This is a genomic window from Hyphobacterium indicum (genome assembly GCF_003129605.1).
GTDB classification, from domain to species: Bacteria; Pseudomonadota; Alphaproteobacteria; order Caulobacterales; family Maricaulaceae; genus Hyphobacterium; species Hyphobacterium indicum.
In genome coordinates this window covers 913,028-937,945 of sequence record NZ_QBDX01000004.1, presented here as the reverse complement: position 1 = coordinate 937,945, position 24,918 = coordinate 913,028, and the positions used below count along the sequence as shown (strand labels likewise).

General features: G+C 59.8%; 25 protein-coding genes. 14 read left to right on the top strand and 11 right to left on the bottom strand.

Going from position 1 to position 24,918, the window contains the following annotated elements; genetic code table 11:
- The first annotated feature begins 79 nt into the window (after positions 1 to 79).
- From rimP to infB, 4 genes are all read left to right on the top strand, one after another.
- A complete protein-coding gene (gene rimP / locus DBR16_RS12480; protein WP_109261559.1) occupies positions 80 to 622 on the top strand; it encodes a ribosome maturation factor RimP in 543 nt (180 codons plus the stop codon).
- The gene (gene nusA / locus DBR16_RS12475) at positions 619 to 2,331 is read left to right on the top strand and encodes a transcription termination factor NusA (protein WP_109261558.1); all 1,713 of its coding nucleotides are present in this window, start codon (positions 619 to 621) and stop codon (positions 2,329 to 2,331) included. The genes rimP and nusA overlap by 4 nt, the downstream gene beginning before the upstream one ends.
- Before the next feature lie 14 nt (positions 2,332 to 2,345).
- Positions 2,346 to 2,945 carry an RNA-binding protein gene (locus DBR16_RS12470; protein ID WP_109261557.1) on the top strand — a complete coding sequence of 200 codons (600 nt, stop codon included), beginning with the start codon at positions 2,346 to 2,348 and terminating at the stop codon, positions 2,943 to 2,945.
- Between the two features lie 117 nt (positions 2,946 to 3,062).
- A complete protein-coding gene (gene infB, locus DBR16_RS12465; RefSeq protein ID WP_109261556.1) occupies positions 3,063 to 5,639 on the top strand; it encodes a translation initiation factor IF-2 in 2,577 nt (858 codons plus the stop codon).
- 66 nt (positions 5,640 to 5,705) lie between these two features.
- On the opposite strand, the gene DBR16_RS12460 is transcribed toward infB, so the two are convergent.
- Both DBR16_RS12460 and DBR16_RS12455 read right to left on the bottom strand, forming a co-directional pair.
- Positions 5,706 to 6,206, bottom strand: coding sequence for a nuclear transport factor 2 family protein (locus DBR16_RS12460; RefSeq protein WP_109261555.1), 501 nt, complete (start codon positions 6,204 to 6,206; stop codon positions 5,706 to 5,708).
- Positions 6,207 to 6,221: 15 nt separating this feature from the next.
- Positions 6,222 to 6,644 carry a nuclear transport factor 2 family protein gene (locus DBR16_RS12455; RefSeq protein WP_161539509.1) on the bottom strand — a complete coding sequence of 141 codons (423 nt, stop codon included), beginning with the start codon at positions 6,642 to 6,644 and terminating at the stop codon, positions 6,222 to 6,224.
- A gap of 258 nt (positions 6,645 to 6,902) precedes the next feature.
- Here DBR16_RS12455 and rbfA point away from each other — a divergent pair, with 258 nt between their 5' ends.
- From rbfA to DBR16_RS12415, 8 genes are all read left to right on the top strand, one after another.
- Entirely contained in the window at positions 6,903 to 7,292 is a 390-nt protein-coding gene (rbfA, locus tag DBR16_RS12450; protein ID WP_233347827.1) for a 30S ribosome-binding factor RbfA, read from the top strand.
- Positions 7,292 to 8,248 carry a tRNA pseudouridine(55) synthase TruB gene (truB, locus tag DBR16_RS12445; RefSeq protein WP_109261552.1) on the top strand — a complete coding sequence of 319 codons (957 nt, stop codon included), beginning with the start codon at positions 7,292 to 7,294 and terminating at the stop codon, positions 8,246 to 8,248. The genes rbfA and truB overlap by 1 nt, the downstream gene beginning before the upstream one ends.
- 32 nt (positions 8,249 to 8,280) lie before the next feature.
- Positions 8,281 to 8,550 (top strand): 30S ribosomal protein S15, encoded by a 270-nt coding sequence (gene rpsO / locus DBR16_RS12440; protein ID WP_109261551.1) that lies wholly within the window; start codon positions 8,281 to 8,283, stop codon positions 8,548 to 8,550.
- Positions 8,551 to 8,591: 41 nt separating this feature from the next.
- Positions 8,592 to 10,727, top strand: a complete 2,136-nt coding sequence (gene pnp, locus DBR16_RS12435; protein ID WP_109261550.1) for a polyribonucleotide nucleotidyltransferase — start codon at positions 8,592 to 8,594, stop codon at positions 10,725 to 10,727.
- 77 nt (positions 10,728 to 10,804) lie between these two features.
- Positions 10,805 to 11,680, top strand: a complete 876-nt coding sequence (locus DBR16_RS12430; RefSeq protein ID WP_161539508.1) for a helix-turn-helix domain-containing protein — start codon at positions 10,805 to 10,807, stop codon at positions 11,678 to 11,680.
- Between the two features lie 72 nt (positions 11,681 to 11,752).
- The gene (locus DBR16_RS12425; RefSeq protein ID WP_109261548.1) at positions 11,753 to 12,934 is read left to right on the top strand and encodes an alpha/beta hydrolase; all 1,182 of its coding nucleotides are present in this window, start codon (positions 11,753 to 11,755) and stop codon (positions 12,932 to 12,934) included.
- A 58-nt stretch (positions 12,935 to 12,992) separates the two neighbouring features.
- Positions 12,993 to 13,178 (top strand): hypothetical protein, encoded by a 186-nt coding sequence (locus DBR16_RS12420; RefSeq protein WP_109261547.1) that lies wholly within the window; start codon positions 12,993 to 12,995, stop codon positions 13,176 to 13,178.
- 78 nt (positions 13,179 to 13,256) lie between these two features.
- Positions 13,257 to 15,716 (top strand): prolyl oligopeptidase family serine peptidase, encoded by a 2,460-nt coding sequence (locus DBR16_RS12415; protein WP_109261546.1) that lies wholly within the window; start codon positions 13,257 to 13,259, stop codon positions 15,714 to 15,716.
- A 76-nt stretch (positions 15,717 to 15,792) separates the two neighbouring features.
- On the opposite strand, the gene DBR16_RS12410 is transcribed toward DBR16_RS12415, so the two are convergent.
- The 5 genes from DBR16_RS12410 to DBR16_RS12390 form a co-directional block, all read right to left on the bottom strand.
- Entirely contained in the window at positions 15,793 to 16,614 is an 822-nt protein-coding gene (locus DBR16_RS12410) for an enoyl-ACP reductase FabI (RefSeq protein WP_109261545.1), read from the bottom strand.
- Between the two features lie 24 nt (positions 16,615 to 16,638).
- The gene (locus tag DBR16_RS12405) at positions 16,639 to 17,373 is read right to left on the bottom strand and encodes a hypothetical protein (protein WP_125184567.1); all 735 of its coding nucleotides are present in this window, start codon (positions 17,371 to 17,373) and stop codon (positions 16,639 to 16,641) included.
- Between the two features lie 2 nt (positions 17,374 to 17,375).
- The gene (gene fabB / locus DBR16_RS12400) at positions 17,376 to 18,590 is read right to left on the bottom strand and encodes a beta-ketoacyl-ACP synthase I (RefSeq protein WP_109261543.1); all 1,215 of its coding nucleotides are present in this window, start codon (positions 18,588 to 18,590) and stop codon (positions 17,376 to 17,378) included.
- Between the two features lie 22 nt (positions 18,591 to 18,612).
- On the bottom strand, positions 18,613 to 19,140 hold the full coding sequence (gene fabA / locus DBR16_RS12395; protein WP_109261542.1) for a 3-hydroxyacyl-[acyl-carrier-protein] dehydratase FabA: 528 nt from the start codon (positions 19,138 to 19,140) through the stop codon (positions 18,613 to 18,615).
- A 73-nt stretch (positions 19,141 to 19,213) separates the two neighbouring features.
- Positions 19,214 to 19,765, bottom strand: coding sequence for an SH3 domain-containing protein (locus tag DBR16_RS12390; RefSeq protein ID WP_233347825.1), 552 nt, complete (start codon positions 19,763 to 19,765; stop codon positions 19,214 to 19,216).
- 121 nt (positions 19,766 to 19,886) lie between these two features.
- On the opposite strand from DBR16_RS12390, the gene DBR16_RS12385 reads away from it, so the two are divergent.
- Positions 19,887 to 20,786, top strand: a complete 900-nt coding sequence (locus DBR16_RS12385) for an MBL fold metallo-hydrolase (RefSeq protein WP_161539507.1) — start codon at positions 19,887 to 19,889, stop codon at positions 20,784 to 20,786.
- 21 nt (positions 20,787 to 20,807) lie between these two features.
- On the opposite strand, the gene DBR16_RS12380 is transcribed toward DBR16_RS12385, so the two are convergent.
- Entirely contained in the window at positions 20,808 to 21,554 is a 747-nt protein-coding gene (locus DBR16_RS12380) for a HesA/MoeB/ThiF family protein (protein ID WP_109261540.1), read from the bottom strand.
- 70 nt (positions 21,555 to 21,624) lie between these two features.
- Here DBR16_RS12380 and DBR16_RS12375 point away from each other — a divergent pair, with 70 nt between their 5' ends.
- Positions 21,625 to 22,908, top strand: coding sequence for an ATP-dependent DNA helicase (locus tag DBR16_RS12375; protein ID WP_109261539.1), 1,284 nt, complete (start codon positions 21,625 to 21,627; stop codon positions 22,906 to 22,908).
- 3 nt (positions 22,909 to 22,911) lie between these two features.
- Here DBR16_RS12375 and cysK read toward each other — a convergent pair whose 3' ends face one another.
- From cysK to DBR16_RS12360, 3 genes are all read right to left on the bottom strand, one after another.
- Positions 22,912 to 23,868 carry a cysteine synthase A gene (gene cysK, locus DBR16_RS12370; protein WP_109261538.1) on the bottom strand — a complete coding sequence of 319 codons (957 nt, stop codon included), beginning with the start codon at positions 23,866 to 23,868 and terminating at the stop codon, positions 22,912 to 22,914.
- A 79-nt stretch (positions 23,869 to 23,947) separates the two neighbouring features.
- Positions 23,948 to 24,400: a dUTP diphosphatase gene (dut, locus tag DBR16_RS12365; protein WP_109261537.1), complete on the bottom strand. Its 453-nt coding sequence runs from the start codon at positions 24,398 to 24,400 to the stop codon at positions 23,948 to 23,950.
- Between the two features lie 45 nt (positions 24,401 to 24,445).
- The gene (locus tag DBR16_RS12360) at positions 24,446 to 24,892 is read right to left on the bottom strand and encodes a hypothetical protein (RefSeq protein WP_109261536.1); all 447 of its coding nucleotides are present in this window, start codon (positions 24,890 to 24,892) and stop codon (positions 24,446 to 24,448) included.
- Positions 24,893 to 24,918 lie beyond the last annotated feature (26 nt).

Here is a 24,918-nt window from a genome sequence, read left to right as displayed (position 1 = left end):
TCGATTAGTGCTGGATAGCGCTTATCGGCGGCTCCTCACCGGGGCCGCCGTTTTTATTGGCTGAAACGGAGGGCGGCGTTTGCGCACCCGCACCGCACAGGATGAGGCGATACTGACACTGGCCCTGCCGGTGGCTGAAGCGCTGGATATGGAAATTGTCCGTATCCGCGTGAAGTCGGGAAAAGTGCAGACGGTCCAGATCATGGCTGAAAAACTGGACGGCACGATGAATGTCGAGGATTGTGCGAAGCTGTCGCGCAGCTTGTCGGACCTGCTCGAGGAAACCGACCCCATAGCGGGCGAGTATCATCTGGAAGTGTCGTCGCCTGGTATCGACCGGCCCCTGACCCTGCCCGCGCATTTTGCGCGATGGGAAGGATTCAAGGCCAAGCTGGAGCTCGACAGGCTGGTTGAGGGACAGAAGAGATTTAGCGGTCAGCTCGCCGGCTTCGAAGACGGTTCGGTGCTGATTGACCTGCCCAATGAGGACGAAACGGCGATGATCCCGTTCGACTGGATCGCAGATGCCAAACTCGTTCTCACCGATGAATTGATCAAGGCCGACCTGGCGGCGCGCGGTGCGCCATCCGGCTCGGATGAAGCAAGTGGAGACACGCCATGAATATCGGCGTCAGTGCAAACAAGACCGAAATGCTCGCCATTGCCCGGGCCGTGGCGCATGAAAAGTCCATTGATGAACGTATCGTCATTGAAGCCATTGAAGAGGCAATCGAAAAAGCGGCCCGCTCGCGCTACGGGGCCGAGCTGGACATTCGCTCCAAAATCGACCCGAAGACGGGTGAAATGTCTCTGACCCGCCACACGACGGTGGTCGAGGAAGTCGAAAATGACGCTCAGGAAATGAGCCTCGCTGACGCAAAGAAAATTGATCCTGACGCTGAAATCGGAACCGTCTTCTCTGAAGAATTGCCGCCGATTGAGTTCGGCCGTGTGGCCTCGATGACGGCCAAGCAGGTCATTACGCAGAAAGTGCGCGATGCCGAGCGCGAGCGCCAATATGAAGAATACAAGGACCGCGTGGGCGAAATTCTCAACGGGATCGTCAAGCGCGTCGAATACGGCAATGTGTTTATTGATCTGGGGCGGGCCGAGGGCATAATCCGCCGCAATGACGGTATTCCGCGCGAAAACCTGAAGAATGGCGACCGGGTCCGGGCCTATATCTATGATGTCCGCCGCGAGACACGCGGGCCGCAAATCTTCCTGTCGCGCGCGCATCCTGACTTCATGGCGGCCCTGTTCGCCCAGGAAGTGCCGGAAGTTTATGAAGGCATCATCGAAATTCCGGCCGTGGCCCGTGATCCGGGTTCCCGTGCCAAGATCGCCGTGATTTCGAATGACAGCTCGATCGACCCTGTCGGCGCCTGTGTGGGTATGCGCGGTTCGCGCGTCCAGGCTGTTGTGTCGGAACTTGCGGGCGAGAAGATCGATATCATTCCGTGGAATAATGACCCGGCGACCTTCATCGTGAACGCGCTTCAGCCGGCCGAAGTGGCCAAGGTTGTCCTCGACGAGGAAGATCAGCGTATCGAGGTTGTGGTGCCGGATGACCAGTTGTCGCTGGCCATTGGCCGGCGGGGCCAGAATGTGCGTCTGGCGTCGCAACTGACCGGCTGGTCCATCGACATTCTCACCGAGCAGGAAGAGTCGGAGCGCCGCCAGAAGGAATTTGCCGAGCGTACGGCGATCTTCATGGATGCACTTGATGTGGATGAGGTCATCGCCCAGCTTCTGGCAACAGAGGGCTTCGAGAGCGTCGAAGAGCTGGCCTATGTTGATCTCGGTGAAATCGCGATCATCGAGGGCTTTGACGATGACACGGCCGTCGAGATCCAGACGCGCGCCAAGGAGCATCTCGACAAGCTGGCCGCCGCCCAGGATGCCAAGCGGACCGAGTTGGGCGTAGAAGACAGCCTGCTGGAAGTCGACGGTATTGATCTCGCCATAGCGGTCAAGCTGGGTGAAAACGAGGTCAAAACGGCTGATGATCTGGCCGGGTTCACGCCCGATGATCTGCGCGGCTGGTTTGAAACCCGGGATGGCGCGCGGGTCCGCGAGCCGGGTATACTGGAAGAATTCGACCTGTCGCAGGAAGATGCGGAAATGCTGATCCTCAAGGCCCGGGTTGCGGCCGGCTGGATCTCCGAAGACGACCTGCCGCAGCCGGAAGCCGAAGAAGCCAGCGAAGATGAGGGTGATACGGAAGTGGACATCGCCGATATGGATCTGGATGCGCTGGATGCGGAAGCGGCGGCGCTGGGTGTTGATCTGGATGCGCCGGTCGACGAAGAGGAAGAGGCGAAGGACTGAGTTCCGGAGCGATCATGCGCGAACGGCGCTGCATTGTCAGGGGGACAAGTGGACCGGAAAGCGGGCTGATCCGCTTTGTGGCTGACCCCGAAGGAAATGTGGTGCCGGACATCGCGGTCAAATTGCCGGGGCGCGGTGCCTGGGTCAGTGCGGACCGGATATCGGTCGATCTGGCCATAAAAAAAGGCAAGCTGGCGCGGGCGCTGGAGGGGGCAAAAACGCCGGCCGGCCTGGCCGATGACGTTGAAAAGCTTCTGGCGGCACGCGCCCTGTCCTTTGTCGGGCTGGCGCGTAAGGCCGGGGCGCTGGCGGCGGGAATGGACGCGGTCCGGCTGTCGCTGAAGGCGGAACGGCCGGCCTGGCGGATCGAAGCCAGCGATGGCGCGGCTGATGGCCGGGGCAAGCTGGACCGCCTGGCCGCGGCGAAATGGGGCGAGATTCCCGTGGCGGGATGTTTTACCGCTGCAGAACTCGGACAGGCTGCCGGACGCGATAGTGTGGTCCATGCAGTGCTTTCCAATGGTCCGCAGGGGCGGGCTTTTGGAGAGGTCATGACGCGGCTTTCGGGCTTCCGGATCATCGATCCGGCGACGAAAGCGGGTGAGAGTGGTTGAATCCGGCTTGAAGGTGGCTAGTTTAGCGGGCCTTCAAGCCTTGTTGACTTGAAAACGGGACGCTGGTTGATCGGCCGCCAGCGAAATGCCCGGAATAGGCCGTGTTGAAAGGTTCGCATGAGCGACAACGACGATCGTAATCAGGGTGGTTCCGGCCGCCGGCCTCTTTCGCTCAATCGCGGAGGGTCAGGCACCGTGCAGCAAAGCTTTGCGCGCGGCCGCTCCAAATCTGTGGTAGTCGAGAAAAAGCGTAAGCGCGTCGCGACCCCTCAACAGGGCGGCGCGTCTAAGGCTCCGGGCAAACCGCAGCCGGGCGCGACCCAGAGGAAGGGCGAAACACCGCTGGCCGCCAAGGCCCGTGAACTCGGCCTGTCCGAAGAAGAGCTGCTGTCGCGCCAGCGCGCTATCCAGCGTGCCCGCGCCGAAGCCGCGCAAAAGGAAGAGAGCCGCAAAACCGCCGAGGCCGAACGCTCCCAGCGCGCGCAGGAAGAACAGCGTCTGCTGGAAGAAAAGCAGCGCCGGGAAGCCGAAGAAGCCGCAGAAGCCGAGCGCCGCCGGGCCGAAGCCGAGGCGGAGGCTGCCGCAGCGGCTGCTGCCGCTGCTGCGCCCGCGAAGGGCGATCCTGATGACGTGGCCCCCGCCCGCCGCGAGGGCCCTAAAACCAAAGACAAGCCCAAGGATCATGACATTGATGATGCGGACGCCATGCTGGAAGCGATGGGCGGACGCGTCAAAAAGAAAGGTGCGCCAGGCCCCGGACGTGCTGCCCCGGAAAAAAGCCGTGCCAAAGCCGATCATGGCCGCCGTTCCGGTAAGCTGACCATCCAGAATATTCTGGATGGTGACGAGGATCGTCAGCGCTCGCTGGCGTCCGTGCGCCGGGCGCGTGAGCGTGAAAAACAGCGCCGTCAGCAAGGCGGTGACCGCGACAAGATCCAGCGTGAAGTCGTCCTGCCGGAGGCCATAACAGTCCAGGAACTGGCTGTCCGTATGGCCGAGCGCGCGGCGGATGTTGTCAAATACCTGATGAAGCAGGGCCAGATGGTCCGCGTGAATGACGTGCTTGATCTCGATACCGCCGAGTTGATCATCGAGGATTTCGGCCACATTGCGAAACGCGTTTCGGAATCTGACGTCGAAGAAGGCTTTATTGCGGATGATGATCCGGAAGACAGCAAGAAGCCGCGACCGCCGGTCGTGACCGTCATGGGCCATGTGGACCACGGCAAGACTTCGCTGCTGGACGCCTTGCGGGCGACGGATGTGGTTGCCGGCGAAGCGGGCGGCATCACGCAGCATATCGGTGCCTATCAGGTGAAGCTGAAGTCCGGTGACAAGATCACCTTCCTCGACACGCCGGGCCATGCCGCCTTTTCATCCATGCGTTCACGCGGGGCACAGGCGACCGATATCGTGATCCTGGTCGTGGCCGCCGATGACGGCGTCATGCCGCAAACGGTCGAGGCGATCAAACACGCCCAGGCCGCGGGTGCGCCGATCATTGTCGCGATCAACAAGATGGATCGCGAAGGTGCCAATCCGCAAAAGGTCCTGACAGATCTGCTTCAGCACGAAGTGGTGGTTGAAAGCATGGGTGGCGAGACCCAGGCCATCGAGGTTTCGGCCCTGAAAAAGACCGGCCTGCAGGAGCTGACCGATGCGATCACGCTGCAGGCGGAATTGCTCGAACTGAAAGCCAATCCCGACCGCGCCGCAGATGGTGTCGTGGTTGAAAGCCAGGTTGAACAGGGCCGCGGATCTGTGGCCACGGTTCTGGTCAAGCGCGGCACATTGAAGCGCGGTGACATCGTGGTTGCCGGGGCACAATGGGGCCGTGTGCGGGCTATGATCGACGAGCGCAACCAGCAGCTCAAGGAATTGGGGCCGTCACAACCTGCCGAAATTCTCGGTCTGGATGGCGCACCCGAGCCGGGCGAGTTGTTTGCGGTTGTCGAAAGCGAGGCCCGGGCCCGTGAAATCGTTGATTATCGTCAGCGGCAGAAGCGCCAGTCTGTGTCCGCAACCGGTGCAGGCGGCGCATCGCTCGAGCAAATGCTGGCGCGCCTCAAGTCGAGCGAAATCCAGGAAATGCCGCTGGTGGTGAAAGCCGATGTACAGGGGTCTGCAGAAGCCATTGCGCAGTCGCTGGAAAAAATCGGCAATGACGAGGTCAAGGCTCGGGTCATATATGGTGCTGCAGGCGGCGTGAATGAATCCGATATCCTGCTTGCCAAATCGTCCGGTGCGCCGGTTTTTGCCTTTAATGTCCGCGCCAACAAGCAGGCCCGTCAGATGGCCGAAGCCGAAGGCGTCGAGATCCGGTATTATTCCATCATCTACAATATTCTTGATGATGTGAAAGGCACGCTGGAAGGCATGCTAGCACCGGAGAAGCGCGAAACCTTCATCGGGTATGCCGAAATCCTGGAAGTCTTCAATATTTCCAAGGCCGGCAAGGTGGCAGGCTGCCGTGTGACCGAAGGTGTTGTGAAGCGTGGCTCGGGCGTTCGCCTGTTGCGCGATGATACTGTCATTCACGAAGGCAAGCTGAAAACGCTCAAACGCTTCAAGGACGAAGTCCCGGAAGTTCGTGCCGGCACAGAGTGCGGCATGGCATTCGAGAATTATGAGGACCTCCAGAAAGGCGACCTCATCGAGTGCTTTGAAGTCGAGGAAGTCGAACGCAAACTCTGACCGGATGGTGGTAGACGGCCTGAGGCGCGGCGTTTTGATCCTGTTCACGCCGCGCTTCTGGGTTCATTAGTCCTGCCAGTTTGCGGGAACCAGTCCCTGTTCAGCGCCTTCATAATCGGCAAAGTCATATTGCTCGACGACAAACCCGCCGCTCATATGGATGACGGTGGTTTGCGGGGCTGACCAACGGAACACCATGCCCTCCTGATCAACCGGATAGGTCGCGTTGACCCGCCCCATGAACACATAGCGGTCATTGCTTTCAAATACGGTGTCCCACTCGAAGTTGAGACCAATCGGGTTGTTTTGCGCGGCAAATTCTCGCAGCGCCTCCATGATGTCCGCTCGGCCATGATGGACCATGCCGGCTTCGCCCATACCGGTTGCGGTCGGGTCCACAAATACGACATCCTCGGCCATATAGGCTTCCATCGCATCGAATTCAGCGGCGGAATAATGCGCCATATATGCGTCAACCGCGGCGCGGGTTTCGGCATCCGAATCCTGAGCGGACGCCCCGGCGGATACAAGCAGGCTGCCGGTGACAGCAAATATAATGTTCTTCATCTTATTCTCCGGGTGTCAGTTGGATTCAACGCGAACCGCGCCGTCAAAGTCAGTGTAATCCCGATGTTCAACCAGACGACCATCGGAGACGGTTACAATGGTGATGATCGGGTAGTCATATTGAGCACCGTTGCCATAGGTCACCAGAACATTGCCATCGTAGATGACCCGCCCCGGCGATTCATAAACGCGGTCGAAGCGGTATTCACCATTGACCAGCCCCCAGCTGGAGATCCCGTTGATAATGGCATCCGGTCCTGTCCAGTTGATCGGCTCGCCAAAATTCTCCCGGCCAAATGACGTCGGGTCGATGAAAACCGATTCATCGGTCAGGAATTCGCGGGCGGCTTCAAAATCCTGCGCCTGATAGGCGGCCAACCAGGCATCAGCAGTGTGACGGGCAGGCGCGGCATCCTGTGCACCTGCAATAGAAGCCATGCTCGCAACGCTCGCGATTATTGCAATTTTCAGACGATTCATCATGTTCTCCCTGTTGGGCAATAGCTAGCGGGCAGGGAGCCGGCTTCGCCAATCACAAAGCTGCGATAAAGCTGACAGCCGTGTTAGACTTGCGTTCAGCCGTCCGAGACGCTAGACCGCGCGCCCTTTTCAAAAGCGAATGCGCCGGTTCGAATCCGGGCTTTCGAGAATGAGGTTTTCATGACCCGCCACGGATCGCCCCATGCGGGCGCCAAAATGCCTTCCCAGAGACAGCTGCGTGCCGGTGAGCTGATCCGGCACACGCTGGTTGAAATCCTGCAGCGCAAGGAGCTGCGGGATCATGACCTGGCCGGGGTTGACGTGACCATTACAGAGGTCCGCACCTCGCCCGACCTCAAGGCAGCACGGGTCTATGTGGCCCCGCTTGCCCAGGGCGACAGGGATGTGGTCGCAAAAGCCATGAATCGCTGCGCAAGTTTTCTGCGCGGGCAGCTGGGCCGCGAGATCGAGCTGAAATACACGCCCGAGCTGCGCTTTATCGCCGATGACCGGTTTGATCAGGCGAGCCGGATTGACGACCTTCTGGCCAGCCCTTCGGTAAAACGCGATCTGGATCCGGGGCTTGCCGGGGAGGATGAAGACTGATGGGCCGCCGCAAGCGCGGACAGGATATTCATGGCTGGGTGTTGCTGGACAAGCCGCTGGACATGACCTCGACGCAGGCCGTGTCCGCCGTGCGCCGCCTGTTTGATGCAAAAAAGGCGGGCCATGCCGGGACGCTGGACCCGCTGGCGACGGGCATGCTGCCCATTGCGCTGGGGGAGGCCACGAAGACCGTGTCTTTTGCACAGGAGGCCGGCAAGACCTATCGATTCGCCATCCGCTGGGGCGTTTCCACCGATACGCTGGATGCGGAAGGCAAGACCGTTGCAACGTCGGACACTCGACCCGATATCGAGGCCATAAAGGCAGCGTTGCCGGATTTTGTCGGCGATATCGAGCAGATTCCGCCGAAATATTCGGCCATCAAGATTGATGGCGAACGCGCCTATGACCTTGCCCGGGCCGGTGAGGAGGTCGAAATTGCCGCGCGTCCGGTCCGGATTGACCGTCTGGATATTGTCGATGCTCCCTCGGTGGATGAAACCGTCTTCGAAATGGATTGCGGAAAGGGCACCTATGTGCGCGCCATTGCCCGCGATCTGTCGCAAAAGCTCGGCACGGAAGGGCATATTTCCAGCCTGCGCCGGACCGCAGTCGGTGTGTTTGAAGAGTCTGCTGCCATATCGCTGGACGAATTGGCAGATTTGGCCCATAAGGGCCGCGCTTTTGAGGGGCTTGCCCCGGTTGAGACCGCGCTGGACGACATCCCGGCACTGGCCGTAACCGAGGAGGAGGTTTCTCATTTAAGGCAGGGGCGGTCCATCGTCCTGCTCCCGCGTATTGCGCAGGAGCTTCGTGCCCAAAGGCGTCCTCGTGATCTTTCCGGAAAAGACGGGTCTCGATTGGCGGTCGCGATGCACGGCGGGATGGCGGTCGCTCTGGGAGATGCGCAGGCGGGAAAATTTGTTCCGTCGCGCGTTTTCAATCACAGCCTCTAGAGCCCCAAGAGGGGGCAAGAAAGGAAAGTCCGATGTCGGTAACGCAAGAGCGCAAGAGTGCGCTTATTTCCGAAAATGCCCAGACGAAGGGCGATACGGGGTCTCCGGAAGTCCAGGTGGCTATCCTGACCGAACGTATCGCGAATCTGACGGAGCATTTCAAAACCCACAAGAAGGATAATCACTCCCGCCGTGGTCTTCTGAAGATGGTATCCCAGCGCCGCAGGCTGCTGGACTATCTGAAAGGCAAGGATGAGGCACGTTATCAGGCTTTGATCAAGAAGCTGGGCCTCCGCCGCTAATCGCTGGTTGAGACGACGTACGGGACGAAAGCACGCACGAGATGTTTGAGATACACAAAGAAACGATTGAATGGGGCGGCCGTGAGCTAACCCTGGAAACCGGCAAGGTCGCCCGCCAGGCGGACGGCGCTGTCATGATCACCTATGGTGAGACAACTGTTCTGGCGACCGCTGTCGGCGTCAAGGCGGTCAAGCCGGGAGCCGACTTTTTCCCGCTGACGGTCAATTATCAGGAAAAATACTTCGCCGCCGGGAAAATACCGGGCGGCTTCTTCAAGCGCGAAGGCCGGCCGACCGAAAAGGAAACGCTGACTTCCCGCCTGATCGACCGCCCGATCCGTCCGCTCTTCCCGAAAGGCTTCAAGAATGAAGTCCAGGTGATGCTGACGGTCTTGTCGCACGATATGGAGAATGATCCGGATATCGTCGGCATGATCGGCGCTTCAGCAGCGCTGTGCATTTCCGGTCTGCCTTTCATGGGCCCGATCGGCGCGGCGCGTGTTGGCTATATGAATGGCGAATATGTGCTGAACCCGCTCTGCGATGATGTTGCAGACAGCGCGCTCGATCTGGTTGTCGCCGGCACTGGCGATGCCGTGATGATGGTGGAATCGGAAGCCAAAGAGCTGTCCGAAGAAATCATGCTCGGCGCTGTGATGTTCGGTCATGAAGCGTTCCAGCCCGTGATTGATGCCATCATCCGGTTGGCAGAAAAATGTGCCAAGGAGCCGTGGGACTATCAGCCGGAAGATCATTCCGACCTGGAAGCCAAGGTCCGCAAGCTGGTCGAAGCCGATCTGGCTGCGGCCTATACGATCACCGACAAGACCGAGCGTTATGCGGCTGTCGGCGCGGCCAAGGACAAGGCGAAGGCCGAACTCGGCCAGAGCGAAGACAATCCGGACGGTGTTCCGGGCAATGTCCTCGCTGACGTTTTGAAGGGTGTGGAGTCCTCCATCGTCCGTGGTGGCATCATCAAGACCGGCAAACGGATTGATGGCCGCAAGCTGGACGAAGTCCGCACCATTGTTGCCGAAGCCGGCATTTTGCCTCGCACGCACGGTTCTGCCCTTTTCACCCGCGGTGAAACGCAGGGTCTGGTCGTGGCCACGTTGGGGACGGGCGAGGATGAGCAATTCATCGACGCGCTGACGGGGACGTACAAGGAGCGCTTTATGCTCCACTACAACTTCCCGCCCTATTCGGTTGGCGAGACCAGCTTCCGTCTGGCTCCGGGCCGCCGCGAAATCGGCCATGGCAAGCTGGCCTGGCGTGCGGTGAATGCGGTTCTGCCGTCGGCAGAAAACTTCCCCTACACCATCCGCCTGGTTTCCGAGATCACGGAATCCAACGGCTCGTCCTCCATGGCGACGGTGTGTGGTGCCTCGCTCGCCCTGATGGATGCCGGTGTGCCGATCACGCGTCCGGTTTCCGGCATCGCCATGGGTCTGATCAAGGATCCCGACGGTATTGCCGTTCTTTCCGACATTCTCGGGGATGAGGATCATCTCGGCGATATGGACTTCAAGGTCGCGGGCACGTCGGAAGGCGTTACCTCGCTGCAGATGGACATCAAGATTGCCGGCATCAACGAAGACATCATGAAGACGGCTCTGGCGCAGGCCAAGGGCGGCCGCATGCACATTCTCGAAAAGATGAATGAGGCACTCGGCACCGCCCGCGAAGAAGTCGGTGAGTATGCACCGCGCATCGAGACGATCACCATTCCGACCGACAAGATCCGTGATGTGATCGGCACCGGCGGCAAGGTGATCCGCGAGATCGTGGAAGTCACCGGTGCCAAGGTCGATGTCAATGATGATGGTGTGATCAAGGTCTCGTCCTCTGACGCCAAGGCCATCCGCGCCGCGCTTGACTGGATCCACGGCCTGACGGCCGAGCCGGAAGTCGGCCATATCTACAAGGGCAAGATCGTCAAGGTCATGGACTTCGGCGCTTTCGTGAACTTCTTCGGTCCGAAAGACGGTCTGGTTCACGTCTCCCAAATGAAGAATGAGCGCGTCAGCCATCCCAAGGACGTCGTTGCCGAAGGTGACGAAGTCTATGTGAAGCTGATGGGCTTTGATGACCGCGGCAAGGTCCGCCTGTCGATGAAAGTTGTCGATCAGGAAACCGGCAAGGACATCAAGGAAGAAGACGGCGACGAAGAGGAATAGTCCTTTTTCTCTCGGAAAATTTAATTGGCCCGGACATTGTTCCGGGCCATTTTTATTGCATGACGGTTTGCGCACGAATGTCCGATCCTGATCTGCCGGCGTTCCGCGCTGATAGTATCGGCGTTATGAAATTCGCAACGCCTGGATTTCTTTGCCATCGACCGGTGATGGAAACGGATTTCAGCATTGAGCTCCAGCGTTCAAATGGCTGTCGTATGCAGTTGCCGTATCGGCGCTGGCACTGCCTGACTTTTTATCCGTCCAGCGCGAGCCGCGTGGAACGCGTAGGGGCCTGGGGACGGCAGGTCGGCGTAGTTCGCGCCGGGGAGGTGGGTCTATATCCCGCCGGAGAACCGGAGATTATTGATTGGCACGGTCGGACGGATGCCCTGCATCTGCATTTGGATCCCCGGCGCGTCGGCCGGGAGCGAATGGAGCTGGGTCTGGGCGAGGAAACAGGCATAGCCCGCTATTTTATCTGCAATGAAGCCGTCTTGATTGAACTGGCCGCCAGTTTGTACGAAAGCGTCAAGGCGAAGGCTTTTGAGGACGTCTCCCTCCTAGTTGATCAGATTGCCCGCCGTCTCGCAGATGCGCACCCGGCTAAGCGGCCACTTCCCCAGCCCGAATTGGGGCGAGTCTTACTGGATGATATTCTTGACCTAATGCACGGGCCCGCGGCGGCGCGGGCTTCGGTTCCCAAACTGGCAAACCATGCCGGGCTGAGCCTTGGCCGATTTATCCGCAAGTTTTCCGCGAGTTTCGGGACTTCACCGCACGATTATCTTGTGCGCAATCGAATCGAGACAGCCAAAGGCCTGTTGAGCGAGGGCATGCAGATCGCGGAAACGGCTACGGAATGCGGCTTCTGCGATCAAAGCCATCTGACGCATGCGTTCAGGCGCCGAACAGGCATGACACCCGCCGCCTTCGTTGATTGGGCCAACCTCTAGGCAGGATTTTACAATACAGGACAAAATCCGGGTGCTCTATTTGGAAGACCTTTCCCACACCGGAGTTTCGGAATGTTTGCTCGCCTCCTGATTGTTCACATCTTTTTGGCGGTCGCCGCGCCCGCCTTCGCCAATCCGATCGATGCTGGCAACCGCACCGAACGCTTTGAATTAGACTCCAGCATTCTGGGTGAAACACGCGAATTCCTTGTGCGGATGCCTGAGAGTTACGCCAGGGAGGTTCAGAACGAATATCCCGTCCTCTACGTTTCAGATGCGGACTGGAACTTCCCGCTGATGGCTGAATGGGTGGAGTATTTATCGCACCACGGGAGCATCCCCGAATTGATTGTCGTGGGCGCTGTGAACGTCTCGCGCAATCGAGATTTTGTGCCGCGCGAGGACCCGAATTTTGCGGAGTCCGGGCAAGGTGACCGATATTTGCGCCATGTGGCCGCGGAATGGATTCCGGAAGTCGAAAGCCGATACCGCGTTGGTGAAGGACGCGTTTTCTTCGGTCATTCCTTTGGCGGTGTTTTGGTGCTCAACCAACTGTTCACCGACCCTGATCTTTTCGATGCTTACGTCGCGCTTGGGTCCAGCACTTGGGTGGCGGACCGTGTTTTATTCGAACGCGCCAATGCTTTTTTCGATGCCGGCCGAACGATGGATGCTTTTCTGTATATGAGCGTCGGTGAAACCGATGGCGGGGCGACGGTTCCCGACGGCTCGCTGTTTGCGGAATTGCTGGAAGCGCGCGCACCAGACTCGCTCGACTGGAGCTATCGTATCACGCAAAGCACAGATCATTTTACCAACGTGACAGCCAGCCTGCACGAGATCTTTATGTCCCTCTTTCCAGCTTGGGGATTTGATCGTGAGCTGGCCGAGGCTGCGAGAACTTACGGTGCAGCAGCAGCTGGCGAATTGTTCGACCGCAGGCAAAGCGAGCTAGGCTGGAGGTTTGCGCCATACTGGTTTGATGTTGGTGTCACCGCTATTGATCTCGCCCGCGACGGCCATGGTGAAGCAGCCTCAGTGATCCTCGAAAAAATGGTCGAATACGATCCTGATAATACTGAAACGCGAGCCTTTATTGCGTTTGCGTTCGCAGCATCAGGTCAAACCGAGCCCGCTATCGAAGCCATCAATGAGGCGATCGCCCATGGGATTGATAGTGGTCACGACCTGACCCGCATTGACGCGTTCAGAAATTACCGCGAAAGGCTGGTTGGACGACTCGAGAGCGAATAGCCCCAGATAAACCACCTTATGCCGCTCAGGATAGCGGCGGTTTCCGGAGAATGTCGAGGTGGTTGCCGTCCGCGCCAACGCGCTGGGTACTGCGCAGCGCTTTGCAGCCGCGATAACAGAGATCGACCGGGCCATAGAAATGGCTGAAGAATACGGCCATCCTGACAGCCGGATTGAGGCGTTCCGCGCCTTTCGCGGGCGGCTGGTGAGCCGCATGGAGGCGGTCGCGCAAGACGGCAATTGAGCTAAATACCGGCAGGATTGCTGGACCTGTCCGCTTCGCCCCCTATGATTGAATTCAAAGATCATCGGGAGACATGAAGTGATCCGCCAGATTCTCACACTTGCCGGTTGTGCCGGCCTCATTGCCAGCGGCGCTGCCGCGCAGGACGATAGTTACCGCCTTCCGCCTCAGGACATCGTCGATATTGTTGATGCCCCGGCTGCGCCATGGACGACGTTTTCGCCCGACCGTCGCCACCTTCTGCTGATTCACCGCGAGGATCTGCCGCCCGTATCGGAGCTGGCGCGGCCGATGGAACGACTGGCCGGGCTGCGCCTTGATGCGGCAACTAACGGACGACACGGCCCGCGAACCGCCATCGGCCTGTCTGTGATCGACGTCACCACAGGCGAGGAGCGCGCCATCGAATTACCGGAAGATATCGGTCTTTCAAATTTCGACTGGTCGCCGGACGGGCGCTATGCCGCCTTTGTCGTGACGCAGGGCAATACGCTGTCTTTATGGGTAGCGGATGTTCAGCGCGCCCGGGCGCGTGAGGTGATCCCGAGCGGAATCAATGCGGTGTTCGATCCGGTCAGCTGGATGCCGGACAGCGAGACGCTGCTGGTGAGTATGGTGCCATCCAATCGCGGTCCGATGCCGCAGCGGCCGCTGGTGCCGGAAGGGCCGGTCATTCAGGAGGCGGGCGGATATGAAGCGCCGGTTCGCACCTATCAGGATTTGCTGACCGACAGTCATGATGCGGCGCTGTTTGCCTGGATGGCTACCAGCCAGCTTGTGCTGGCCGATGCCCGCCGGGGCCGTCCGCGCCCTGTGGGCAATCCGGATCTGATTTATTCCGCCGACCCGGCACCGGGCGGTGAGATGATCCTGATCGGGGCGATGCAGCAGCCTTTCTCCTATGATGTGAACTGGGCGGGCTTTGCCGACCGCACCTATGTGATTGATCTTGATGGCAATGAAATTTCGGAGATTGCGCGTCAGCCGATAGCAGACAATGTGCCGATCGGTGGTGTCATTACGGGCCGCCGCAGTGTTGGCTGGCAGGCCTCTCATCCAGCCCGTGTCGTGTGGGCCGAGGCGCAGGACGGAGGCGATCCACGCGTCGAGACGGATGAAAGAGACAGCGTCTGGGCGCTCGAAGCTCCTTTTGATGGCGAGCCGATGGAAATCGCGCGATTTGAAGATCGCTATTACGGCACCCAGTTTACTTCTGAAGGCCAGATGGGCATTGCCGTAGAGTATGATCGCGATACACGGATCATCCGGCGTTGGGTGGTTGATTTTGCGGAAGGTGGCGCTGAGCCACGTCTGGCCGAGGAACGCAATCTGCAGGACGCCTATGCCGATCCGGGCTCTCCGGAAACGATGCGGAATGAATACGGTCGCAGTGTTGCAGCGGTTGTAGACGGGTATCTTTACTACACCGGCAATGGGGCAACGCCCGATGGCAACCGGCCATTCCTGAACCGGGTGAGCTTCGAGACGTTCGAGACGGAAGAGCTGTGGCGCAATAGCGGTGAGAATTTCGAACGGGTCATCGGCCTGGTGGAGACTGATGGACCGGTATTCCTGACCTCCTATGAAGACCCGGAAACGCCGCCGAATGTGCGTCTGCATGGACAGGGAGAGCCGCGTTTTATCACCGACTTCCCCAACCCGCACCCGCAGCTCAACGAGATCTCACGCGAGCTGATTACCTATGAGCGCGCGGATGGTGTGCCGCTGTCAGCGACACTCTATCTGCCGGCCGATCATGAGGAGGGAGCGACTCTTCCGCTTCTGATCTGGGCGTATCCGCTTGAATACAATGATGCGGCCACCGCCGGACAGGTGCGGGGTTCGCCTTACGAATTCACGCGCGTCGCCGGAACCAGCCCGCGCTTCCTGGTGACACAAGGCTATGCGCTCATGGAAAATGCCACCATGCCGGTGGTCGGAGATGATCCGGAAACAGTGAATGACACTTTCATCGAACAATTGGTGCTGTCAGCTGAAGCAGCGGTCGCAGAGTCGGTGCGCCGCGGATTCGGCGACGGGCAACGCGTGGCTGTGGCCGGGCATTCCTACGGGGCCTTTATGACCGCGCACCTTCTGGCCGCCAGTGATATTTTCCGCACCGGCATTGCCCGGTCCGGGGCCTATAACCGGACATTGACGCCGTTCGGCTTCCAGTCGGAGCGGCGGACTTTCTGGGAAGCGCCGGAAACCTATTTCGAGCTTTCCCCCTTCATGCATGCGGACGACATAAACGAGCCGATCCTGTTGATCCACGGTCAGCTCGACAATAATTCGGGCACTTATCCGATCCAGTCCGAGCGCATGTTCGCGGCGGTGAAGGGCAATGCCGGGACCGCACGCCTCGTCATGCTGCCCTATGAAAGCCATGGCTATCGCGGGCGCGAAAGCGTGCTGCACGTTCTGGCAGAGAGCATTGACTGGCTGAACACCTGGGTTTTACCGGAAGTGGATCCGACCGGGCGTGATGCGGCTGAGGATGTGCCGGAGGGTGAATCGGCTGACAGCGCGAGCGATTGATCCAGCCACACCGGAAATGAAAAACCCCGCTGGAGCGATCCGGCGGGGTTTTGACTTTCATGTGTCTGTTCAGGGCCTACTCGTCATCATCATCCATGCTCGGTACCGCCACGGCGTGGAAACCGGCATCAACGTGCAGGGTTTCGCCCGTGCAGGAATGGCCGAGATCAGACAGGAGGTAGAGCGCCGCGCCCGCAACGCCTTCCATGCGGGTGTCTTCCTTCATCATCGACCATTCGCGGCCCGTGCGCATGAGAGATTTGCCGCCGGAAATCCCGGCCATGGCGAGGGTCCGCATCGGACCGGCTGAAAGCGCATTGACGCGAATGCCCGACGGGCCGAGATCGCGCGCCATATAGCGAGTGGAGGCTTCCAGCGCGGCCTTGGCCACGCCCATGACATTGTAGGACGGGACGACGCGCTCCGATCCGAGATAGGTGAGCGTTACCATCGACCCGCCATCCGTCATCAGGCGGGAGGCGCGTTTTCCGGCATCGACGAAAGAGAAGGCCGAGATTTCCAGTGCCCGGCGCCAGCCCTCACGCGTGGTGTTCTCGGTGAAGGAGCCGACGAGCTCGTCCTTGCCGGCAAAGGCGATGGCATGGACGAGGAAGTCCATCCTGCCCCATTTCTTCTCGATGGCCGCAAAGCAGGCATCCATTGAGGCATCGTCGGTGACATCGGCAGAGAGCATGAAAGGCTCCTGCCCCAGGCTTTCCACCAGCGGGCGCACGCGTTTTTCCAGCGCTTCGCCCTGATAGGAAAAGGCCAGTTCCGCGCCCTGGGCCGCAAGCTGCTGGGCAATGCCCCAGGCGATGGAATTCTTGTTAGCGACGCCCATGATGAGGCCGCGCTTGCCCTTCATCAGATCGCCCTTGGGGAAAATCGTATCGGTCATGGAAAGTCCTTCCGGGGTTTGGGCTCAGCCATATTTGGCGAGGCCGTCCGCTACTGAAAGGCGCGGCGCGCGCCAGATGTCCTGACCTAAGGCCGCGGCCTCCATCGGGTCAATATTGAAAATGTCAAATGCGGACGAAGTTGAGGCGTCGAGATTGGTGAGGATGATATCCAGTGTGCAGGCATGCTCTTCGGCAATAAACCAGTGAATATTGTCATCCGGGTCGCCGATAGACGCCAAATTTCCGGCCGTCACGACTTCGTCAATCGTCGGGCGGATCAAAAGCGCATCGTCTTCTATCGCGATCCTGTCATATTGCCGGAGATGAAATCGGCCCTGCAGTGTCAGGTGGGCGGATATCATATTACTGTGGCCATGTGGAATGATGGCTCTGCCGCGTCCCACGGTGAAGAATTTCGGGAAAAACGCCAGCCGCTCTCCGTTTTCGAGCTGCAAGCGAACCGGCGCGGTTGCGACGCCACGTTCGGCGATGCCCGCACTGTTCAGCAGACGGTCGAATTCAATGGCGTTCCGGACATCGTCTGGATCAAGGTTTGAAAAAACATGATCAAGGCCTTCGCGCCAATTGGCAATTGAAATGCCTCCATTCAGCGCCTGGCGAGAGAAATGGTCGACTTGTCCGATGGCCGTACTGAACGCCTGCAGCGCTGGAGTCCCAAAGGCCCATGCCTGATGTGCTGCCAAACCCGCAAGAAACGTCGCGCCCGTTGCTGTCAGAAGGTTGCGCCGATCAATCACCGTCACACCTTGGATACAACAACCGTACCATTCGTGCCGCCAAAGCCGAAGGAATTGGACATGGCGGTATTGATTTGTGCGTCGCGGGTTTCGGTGATGATGGGCAGGTTCAGGGCGGCAATATCCGGATCCATGTCAAAGACATTGATGGAAGGCGCGACGAAACTGTTCTGCATCATCAACAGCGTGTAGACGAGCTCGTGTGCGCCTGCCGCGCCCAAGGAGTGGCCGGTCATGGATTTCGTTGCCGAGATCATGGGGGCGTTTTCGCCGAAGACGTCTTTGACCGCCTTCATCTCGGTGATGTCGCCAACCGGTGTCGCGGTGGCATGCGGGTTGAGATAGTCGATGTCCGATCCGGCGGTTTCCATGGCCAGACGCATGGAGCGCACGGCCCCCTCGCCGGACGGGGCGACCATGTCATAGCCGTCCGACGTCGCGCCATAGCCGGTGATCTCGGCGAGGATCGGTGCGCCGCGCTTCCTGGCGCGCTCATATTCCTCCAGAACAACAACGCCCGCGCCGGCACCGCCGACAAAGCCGTCGCGATCCTTGTCAAAGGCGCGCGAAGCGTGCTCCGGCGTATCATTGTACTTCGTTGACATCGCGCCCATGGCATCAAACAGGTTGGAGAGCGCCCAGTGAATCTCCTCGCAGCCGCCGGCAAACATCACATCCTGCTTGCCCCACTGGATCTGTTCGGCTGCAGCCCCGACGCAGTGCAGCGAGGTCGTGCAGGCCGAAGTGATGGAATAGTTCACGCCAAGTATCTTGAACGGTGTGGCGAGCGTGGCCGACGCCGTCGAGCTCATCGCCTTGGGCACGGCAAAGGGGCCGATACGGCGCGGGCCCTTGTCGCGGGTAATATCGGCCGCGTTGACAATCGTGCCCGCAGACGGACCGCCCGAGCCCATGATGATACCGGTGCGTGGATTGGAAATGTCGTTCTCGCCGATGCCTGATGCGGCAATCGCCTGTTCCATCGCCATATAGCACCAGCCTGCGCCTTCGCTCATGAAGCGGTAGACGCGCTTGTCGACATGCTCTGCCGGATCGATATCCGGCTTGGCCCCGACCTGGCATTTGAAATTGTGGTCGGCAAATTCCTGCATGAAACGGATGCCGGTCCTGCCGGCTTTCAACGAGGCGGTGACCTCGTCTGCATTGTTTCCGATAGGCGAAATCACGCCCAGCCCGGTGATCACAACACGGCGCATATGAACTCCTGTCATTCGGGGCTCAGCCCTGACGGGCGAGATCTTCAGGTTTGAACAGGCCGACCTTCAGATCCTTGGCCTTGTAGATTTCCTTGTCGTCGGCGAATAATCGCGCATCCGCAACGCCGAGAACAAGCCCCCGGCGGACAATTTTCTTCATGCTGATTTCATAGCGCACGGTCTTCACATCCGGCGTGACCTGGCCGACGAATTTGACTTCACCGCAGCCGAGCGCGCGGCCCTTGCCCGGATTGCCTTCCCAGACCAGCCAGAATCCGACCAGCTGCCACATTGCATCCAGACCCAGGCAGCCGGGCATGACCGGATCGCCGGGAAAATGGCAGGCGAAAAACCACTTATCATCCTTGATATCCAGCTCGGCAATGACCTGACCCTTGCCGTAATCGCCGCCATCCTCGGAAATGTGCGTGATGCGGTCGAGCATCAGCATGGGCGGCGCGGGCAATTGACCGTTACCGGGGCCGTAAAGCTCTCCGCGGGATGATTTCAGCAGATCTTCATAGGAAAGCGCGCTTGGACGTTCTGTCATGTCTGATCCCGATCGGTGACGGTCCGCTTTATGAATTGGAGCGGGGGATCAAGCCGTCATATATCCACCGCTTTCAGCGATCAGCGGTATCATGCGGGGGCGGGTCACTCAAGGCGGCGAGGCTGTGTGGCGCTGCGCCGTAGGTGCCGAGGTCGGATGGCATTATGCCCCAGATGGCATTGGCGCGAACCCAGCCATGATGGCCCTGTGCCTGCAGCCGGCACCAGCCATCGGCGCAGCGTTCCAGATCGAGAATGGCCCCGGCCTCGGCTATGGCCTCGATATTGGCATCAGCATCCGGGCGGATCCGGAGCTCTGCCTCCTCCGGAATATAAACGGTGCGGCGGCCGGACAGCAGCGATTGGTGCATCCATGTTACCTCGCCGCCCGGGTCTTCCACCCGCCGCCAGCCGGGGGCTTCGGCTGTGACACGAAGCGGCAGGCCTTCACGTACATAACGCCAGATAATCCGGTGATCCTGACTGGGGCCTTCCCGCCCGTAGGCGACGCTGACCTTCAGCGAGACAAAGCGTGGAACCGGATAGCCTGACGGCGTATCGGCATCCTGTGCCAGAACGGCCGGGCAGAGCGCCGTCAACACGCCTGTCAGAAGGAGAGCCAGCATCCGTTTCATGCTGACAGACATGCGCCCGTCAGGGTGAATAGGCAGTAAATCCGATATGAGGAAGAAGACGCGGCGGCCATGCCACGCTATCATATGTTTCAACTCATACAGGGAGGTCGCCATGAAATTCATTCTGACCACAGCAGGTGCACTGGTTTTTGCAGCAACAGCTTCCGCTCAGGACCGTGAACTGACCTTCGAGCCAACTGAATTGCGTGGCGGCATCGTCATGCTGACCACCGGCGCGGGCGGCAATATGGGCGTGCTGACTGGCGATGATGGCATATTGCTGGTGGACGATCTTCTCCCCGGCACTGGCCCGCAGGTCGAAGCCGCCATTGCGGATATCGCTGGTGACGGTGTGCCGCGTTTCATTCTGAACACGCATTATCACGGAGATCATACGGGCTCGAATGACCACTTCCATGCGGAAGGCTCGACAATTGTGGCTCACCATAATATCCGCACGCGGCTGGCCGCGTCGGACGACCAGAACGCCTATGGCTTTCTGCCGGTCCTGACCTTTGGCGAGGACATTCATTTCCATATGAATGGCGAGACGGTGCGCGCCGTGCACGTGCCATCCGCTCACACTGACGGTGATGCCCTTGTCTATTTTGAAACCGCCGATGTCCTGCATATGGGCGATACGCTGTTTTCCGGCCTGTTTCCCTTTATTGACCTGACGGGCGGCGGAACGGTGGACGGGTATCTGGACGCCATGGCGACCGGATTGCGGATCGCCGGCCCTGAAACCCAGGTCATTCCCGGTCACGGTCCGTTGTCGGCGCGCGAGGACATACAGGCGTCCATCGATATGGTGCGCGCGGCGCGGGCGATCATCGCGCCCATGGTTGAAGCCGGTATGAGCCTTGAAGAGGTGCAGGCCGCCAACCCGCTGGCGGATTTCCATGACGACTGGAATTGGGGCTTTATCTGCACGCCGCGCATGGTGGCGACGCTCTATCTGGATGCTGTGGGCGATGCCGAATCCAGCCCGCTTGCGACGTCCTGCAACTGATCGGGCAGCGCGGCGCTGAAATCATTGTCCGCAGACAGGACAGGCCGAGTCGCGGTGAAGGGTCAGGGTGCGGCTTGTCCCTGCCAGCCCGTCATACATCAGAAGGCGGCCTGACAAGGGATTTCCCGCCCCGGTGATCCATTTGATCGCCTCCAGTGCCATCATCGAACCGATAATGCCGGTCAGCGCGCCAACGACGCCGACACGTTCGCAGGTTTCAGCATCCGGCGGAATGGCCGGTACGAAGCACTGATAGCAGGGCGTCCCCTTGCTCAAGCCGGATGTGAAGACTGCCACTTGTCCTGTCCAGCGGCCCACGGCACCCGATATCAGCGGCTTGCCGAGGTGGTGACAGGCGGCGTTTACCGCAAAACGGGTTTCGAAATTGTCGCAGCCATCGAGGACGACATCCGACCCGGCCAGAACGGCGACGGCGTTTTCAGGCGTGAGTTCGGCCTGGACTGCGCGGACATTTACCAAAGGGTTCAAGCGGGCGAGTCCCTGTGCGGCGATGGCGGCCTTGGGCTGGCCGACATCCCCCGTGGCGAACTGGACCTGACGTTGCAGATTGTCGAGGCTGACCGTGTCGGGATCAATGAGTGTAATTGTGCCCACACCCGCTGCCGCCAGATAGAGCGCCGCCGGCCCGCCCAGCCCGCCGGCACCGACAATCAGCGCAGATGCCGCTCTCAGGCGCTGCTGGCCGGGACCGCCAATCTCCTTGAGTACGAGGTGGCGGGCATAGCGTTCGATCTCTTCATCTTCCATGGCTTCCGACTAGCACCGGATTGACAGCCTGCCTATGGCGGATCCTCACCAATCAGGTCAGTCTGCCGTCATGAATATTCCAGCCCCCACCGATGATCCGACCGCCCCCGCCTTGCGTCTTCTGACGACAGGCAGGGCGCATATCTTCCTGACCGGGCGGGCCGGGACGGGAAAAACCACGCTGCTGCGCAAATTCCTGCAACAGATAGAAGGCCGGGCCGCGGTGGTGGCTCCCACTGGTGTGGCCGCCATGAATGCGGGCGGTCAGACGATTCACTCCTTCTTCCGTTTCCCGCCGCGGCTGATCGAGCCGCAGGACATAAGGCGGTTGCGCCATGCGCGGGTTCTGAAAGAGCTCGACACGCTGGTGATTGATGAAATCTCGATGGTGCGCGCGGACATGATGGCGGCGATCGATCATTCCCTGCGTCTGCACCGTGACAGTTCGGAGCCGTTCGGCGGCGTGCGCATGGTGATTGTGGGCGATCTGGCCCAGCTGCCGCCGGTTGTTGACGGGCAGGTCGGGCAATATCTCGACGAAATCTATGGCGGACCGTTCTTTTTTAATGCGCCGGGCTTCCGGGATGCCGGCTTTTTGCGGGTCGAACTGGAAACCGTATTCCGGCAATCGGACCCGGATTTCATCGACATTCTATCGGCTGTGCGCGAAGCCCGGGTCGATGAGCGTGAAGCGGCTCTGTTGAACCAGCGGGTGACGCAAGCCACCGGCTTTGATGCCAGCGCCACACATGTCGTTCTGACACCGACCAATCAGGCCGCACATGACATCAATGCGGCGCGCCTTGCTGCCTTGCCCGGCGAGGCCGCGGCTTATAATTCCAAGACAGAAGGCCAGTTTGATCCCCGCCTGTTTCCAACCGAGGACCCGCTTCTGCTCAAGCGCGGCGCCCGGGTGATGATGATCCGCAATGATCCATCGGGAAAATGGGTGAATGGCACAATGGGCGAGGTGGCCGATCTGGATGAGGGTGCGGTCCTTGTGAAGATCGGCGCGGAGACCCACCGCGTCGAACCGGCCGCCTGGGAGCGCTATTCCTACCAATATGACGCGGCCAAGAAGGCCATCGACAAATCAGTGGTGGGGGCCTTCAAGCAATTGCCGCTGCGCCTGGCCTGGGCGATGACAGTCCACAAGGCCCAGGGCCTGACGATCGACAAGCTCTACATCGATTTTTCACGCGGCATGTTTGCGCACGGGCAAGCCTATGTAGCGCTATCGCGCGCGCGGACACTGGAGGGCTTGCGGCTGTCCCGGCCCCTGCGTCCGCGCGATCTCGTTGTGGATCCGCGGATCAATGACGTCTCGGCCTATTGCCATGATGCGCGGCTGTAGACCCTATTCGCCCACCCCATCGAACAGAACGGACGAGATATAACGTTCGGCAAAGGACGGGATAATCACGACGATATTCTTGCCCGCCATGTCGTCGCGTTTCGCGATATCGAGCGCCGCCTTCAGCGCCGCTCCGGATGAGATTCCGCCCGGCAGGCCTTCGACCCGGGCGGCTTCGCGCGCCCATTTGATGGCTTCGTCATTGGTCATTCCGATGATTTCGTCAATCAGGCCGGTGTCGAGAATGTCCGGTATGAAACCGGCCCCGATGCCCTGGATTTTGTGGGGTCCGGGCTGCCCGCCAGACAGGACCGGGCTATCAAGAGGCTCAACGGCCACAATCCGGAGGTCCGGATTTTTCTCTTTCAGATAGCCACCTGCGCCGGTCAGGGTTCCGCCCGTCCCGACGCCGGACACGAAAACATCGACCTTGCCGTCCGTATCATTCCAGATTTCCGGGCCGGTCGTCTTGCGATGAATGTCCGGGTTGGCCGGATTGACGAATTGTCCGGGTGCGACCGCATCAGGGTTCTCGGTCAGAATTTCCTTTGCGCGGGCGATCGCCCCGCCCATGCCCTTGGCGGCAGGCGTCAGTTCCAGCTCGGCTCCGAGGAAGGCCAGCATCTTCCGGCGCTCAATCGACATGGATTCAGGCATGACCAGTTTCAGCCTGTAACCTTTTGCTGCCGCCACGAAAGCCAAGCCTACACCCGTATTGCCCGAAGTGGGTTCCACCAGGAGCGTGTCCGGACCAATCCGGCCCTCGGCTTCTAGCGCCTCGATCATCGCAAAGCCGATACGGTCCTTTACACTGGCCAAAGGATTGAAGAATTCCAGCTTGGCTAGAATTCGTCCCCTGGCTCCATGTTTTTTTGTCAGCCGTCCGAGCTCGACCAGCGGCGTGTCGCCGATTGTATCCAGAAACGAGGCGTAGACTTTTCCGCGACCGCTGGTTTCCATGGGCCTTCTCCGGCTTTGACCTTTCGTTGATGTATGCACGTCAACGCCGATTGCCAGCGCATGAAGTCAGAAAGAACTGTCAGACGCCGGTCGAGCCGAAGCCGCCGGTGCCGCGGGCGGTTTCGCTCAAGGTCGTAACAGGGGCCCATTCAATATGAGTCACCGGAGCAACGATCATCTGGGCGATGCGTTCCCCGCGCCGGACGATAAAGGGCTCCTTGCCGTGATTGATCAGGTTGACCTTCATTTCGCCGCGATAATCGGCGTCAATTGTGCCCGGCGTATTGACCATGGAGATGCCGAACTTGGCCGCCAGCCCGGAACGGGGGCGGATTTGCGCCTCATATCCATCGGGCAGGGCCATGGAGAGGCCGGTCGGAATCAGCCGCCATTCACCGGGCGGAATGGTAACGGGTTCATCGTCAGGAACGGCGGCCGGCAGGTCGAGGCCGGCACTGGCCGCCGTCTGATATCCGGGCAAGTCCAGCCCTTCAAAATGCGGCAATGGCGAAACCTGAACAATAACCGGCATGGCGGACCTCCCCCTGACCGCAGGACAAGGTCTCAGGCGGCCGCTTCATGATTCGTCTTCAAGCGCAGCGTAATAAGTTTCGATCCGGCTTGCCACCTGCTCGCGTTCAGAGGCGGTCAATTCACCTTCCATTATGCGGACAACGAACTGGTCGTCCTCGATCGTCAGCACCACAATGCGGCTGCCATCTGCGCCATCCGTCGAAATGTAAAGAGGAAGCCCGGCCAGCGGCACTTCAAAATCCTGCTCTGCCGGAATGATCGTGTTACGCCGGCACATTATTCCGGCAATGGCGAAATCGGCGGAAATGCTCACGGTCATGCGCCCTTCGGCGCGGGACCGTTCCAGCACACTATAGCCGGGCATGGCCGCTGCGCCCTGCCGGTCTGCTGACATGGCCACGCAGCCATATTCCTCAACATCGGTAAATGCGAACGCGGCTGCACCTGTCAGCGAAGCTGCGGCAATTGCGGTCAAGATTCCTGATTTCATCGGAAAGCCTCCCTTATCATAGGGCA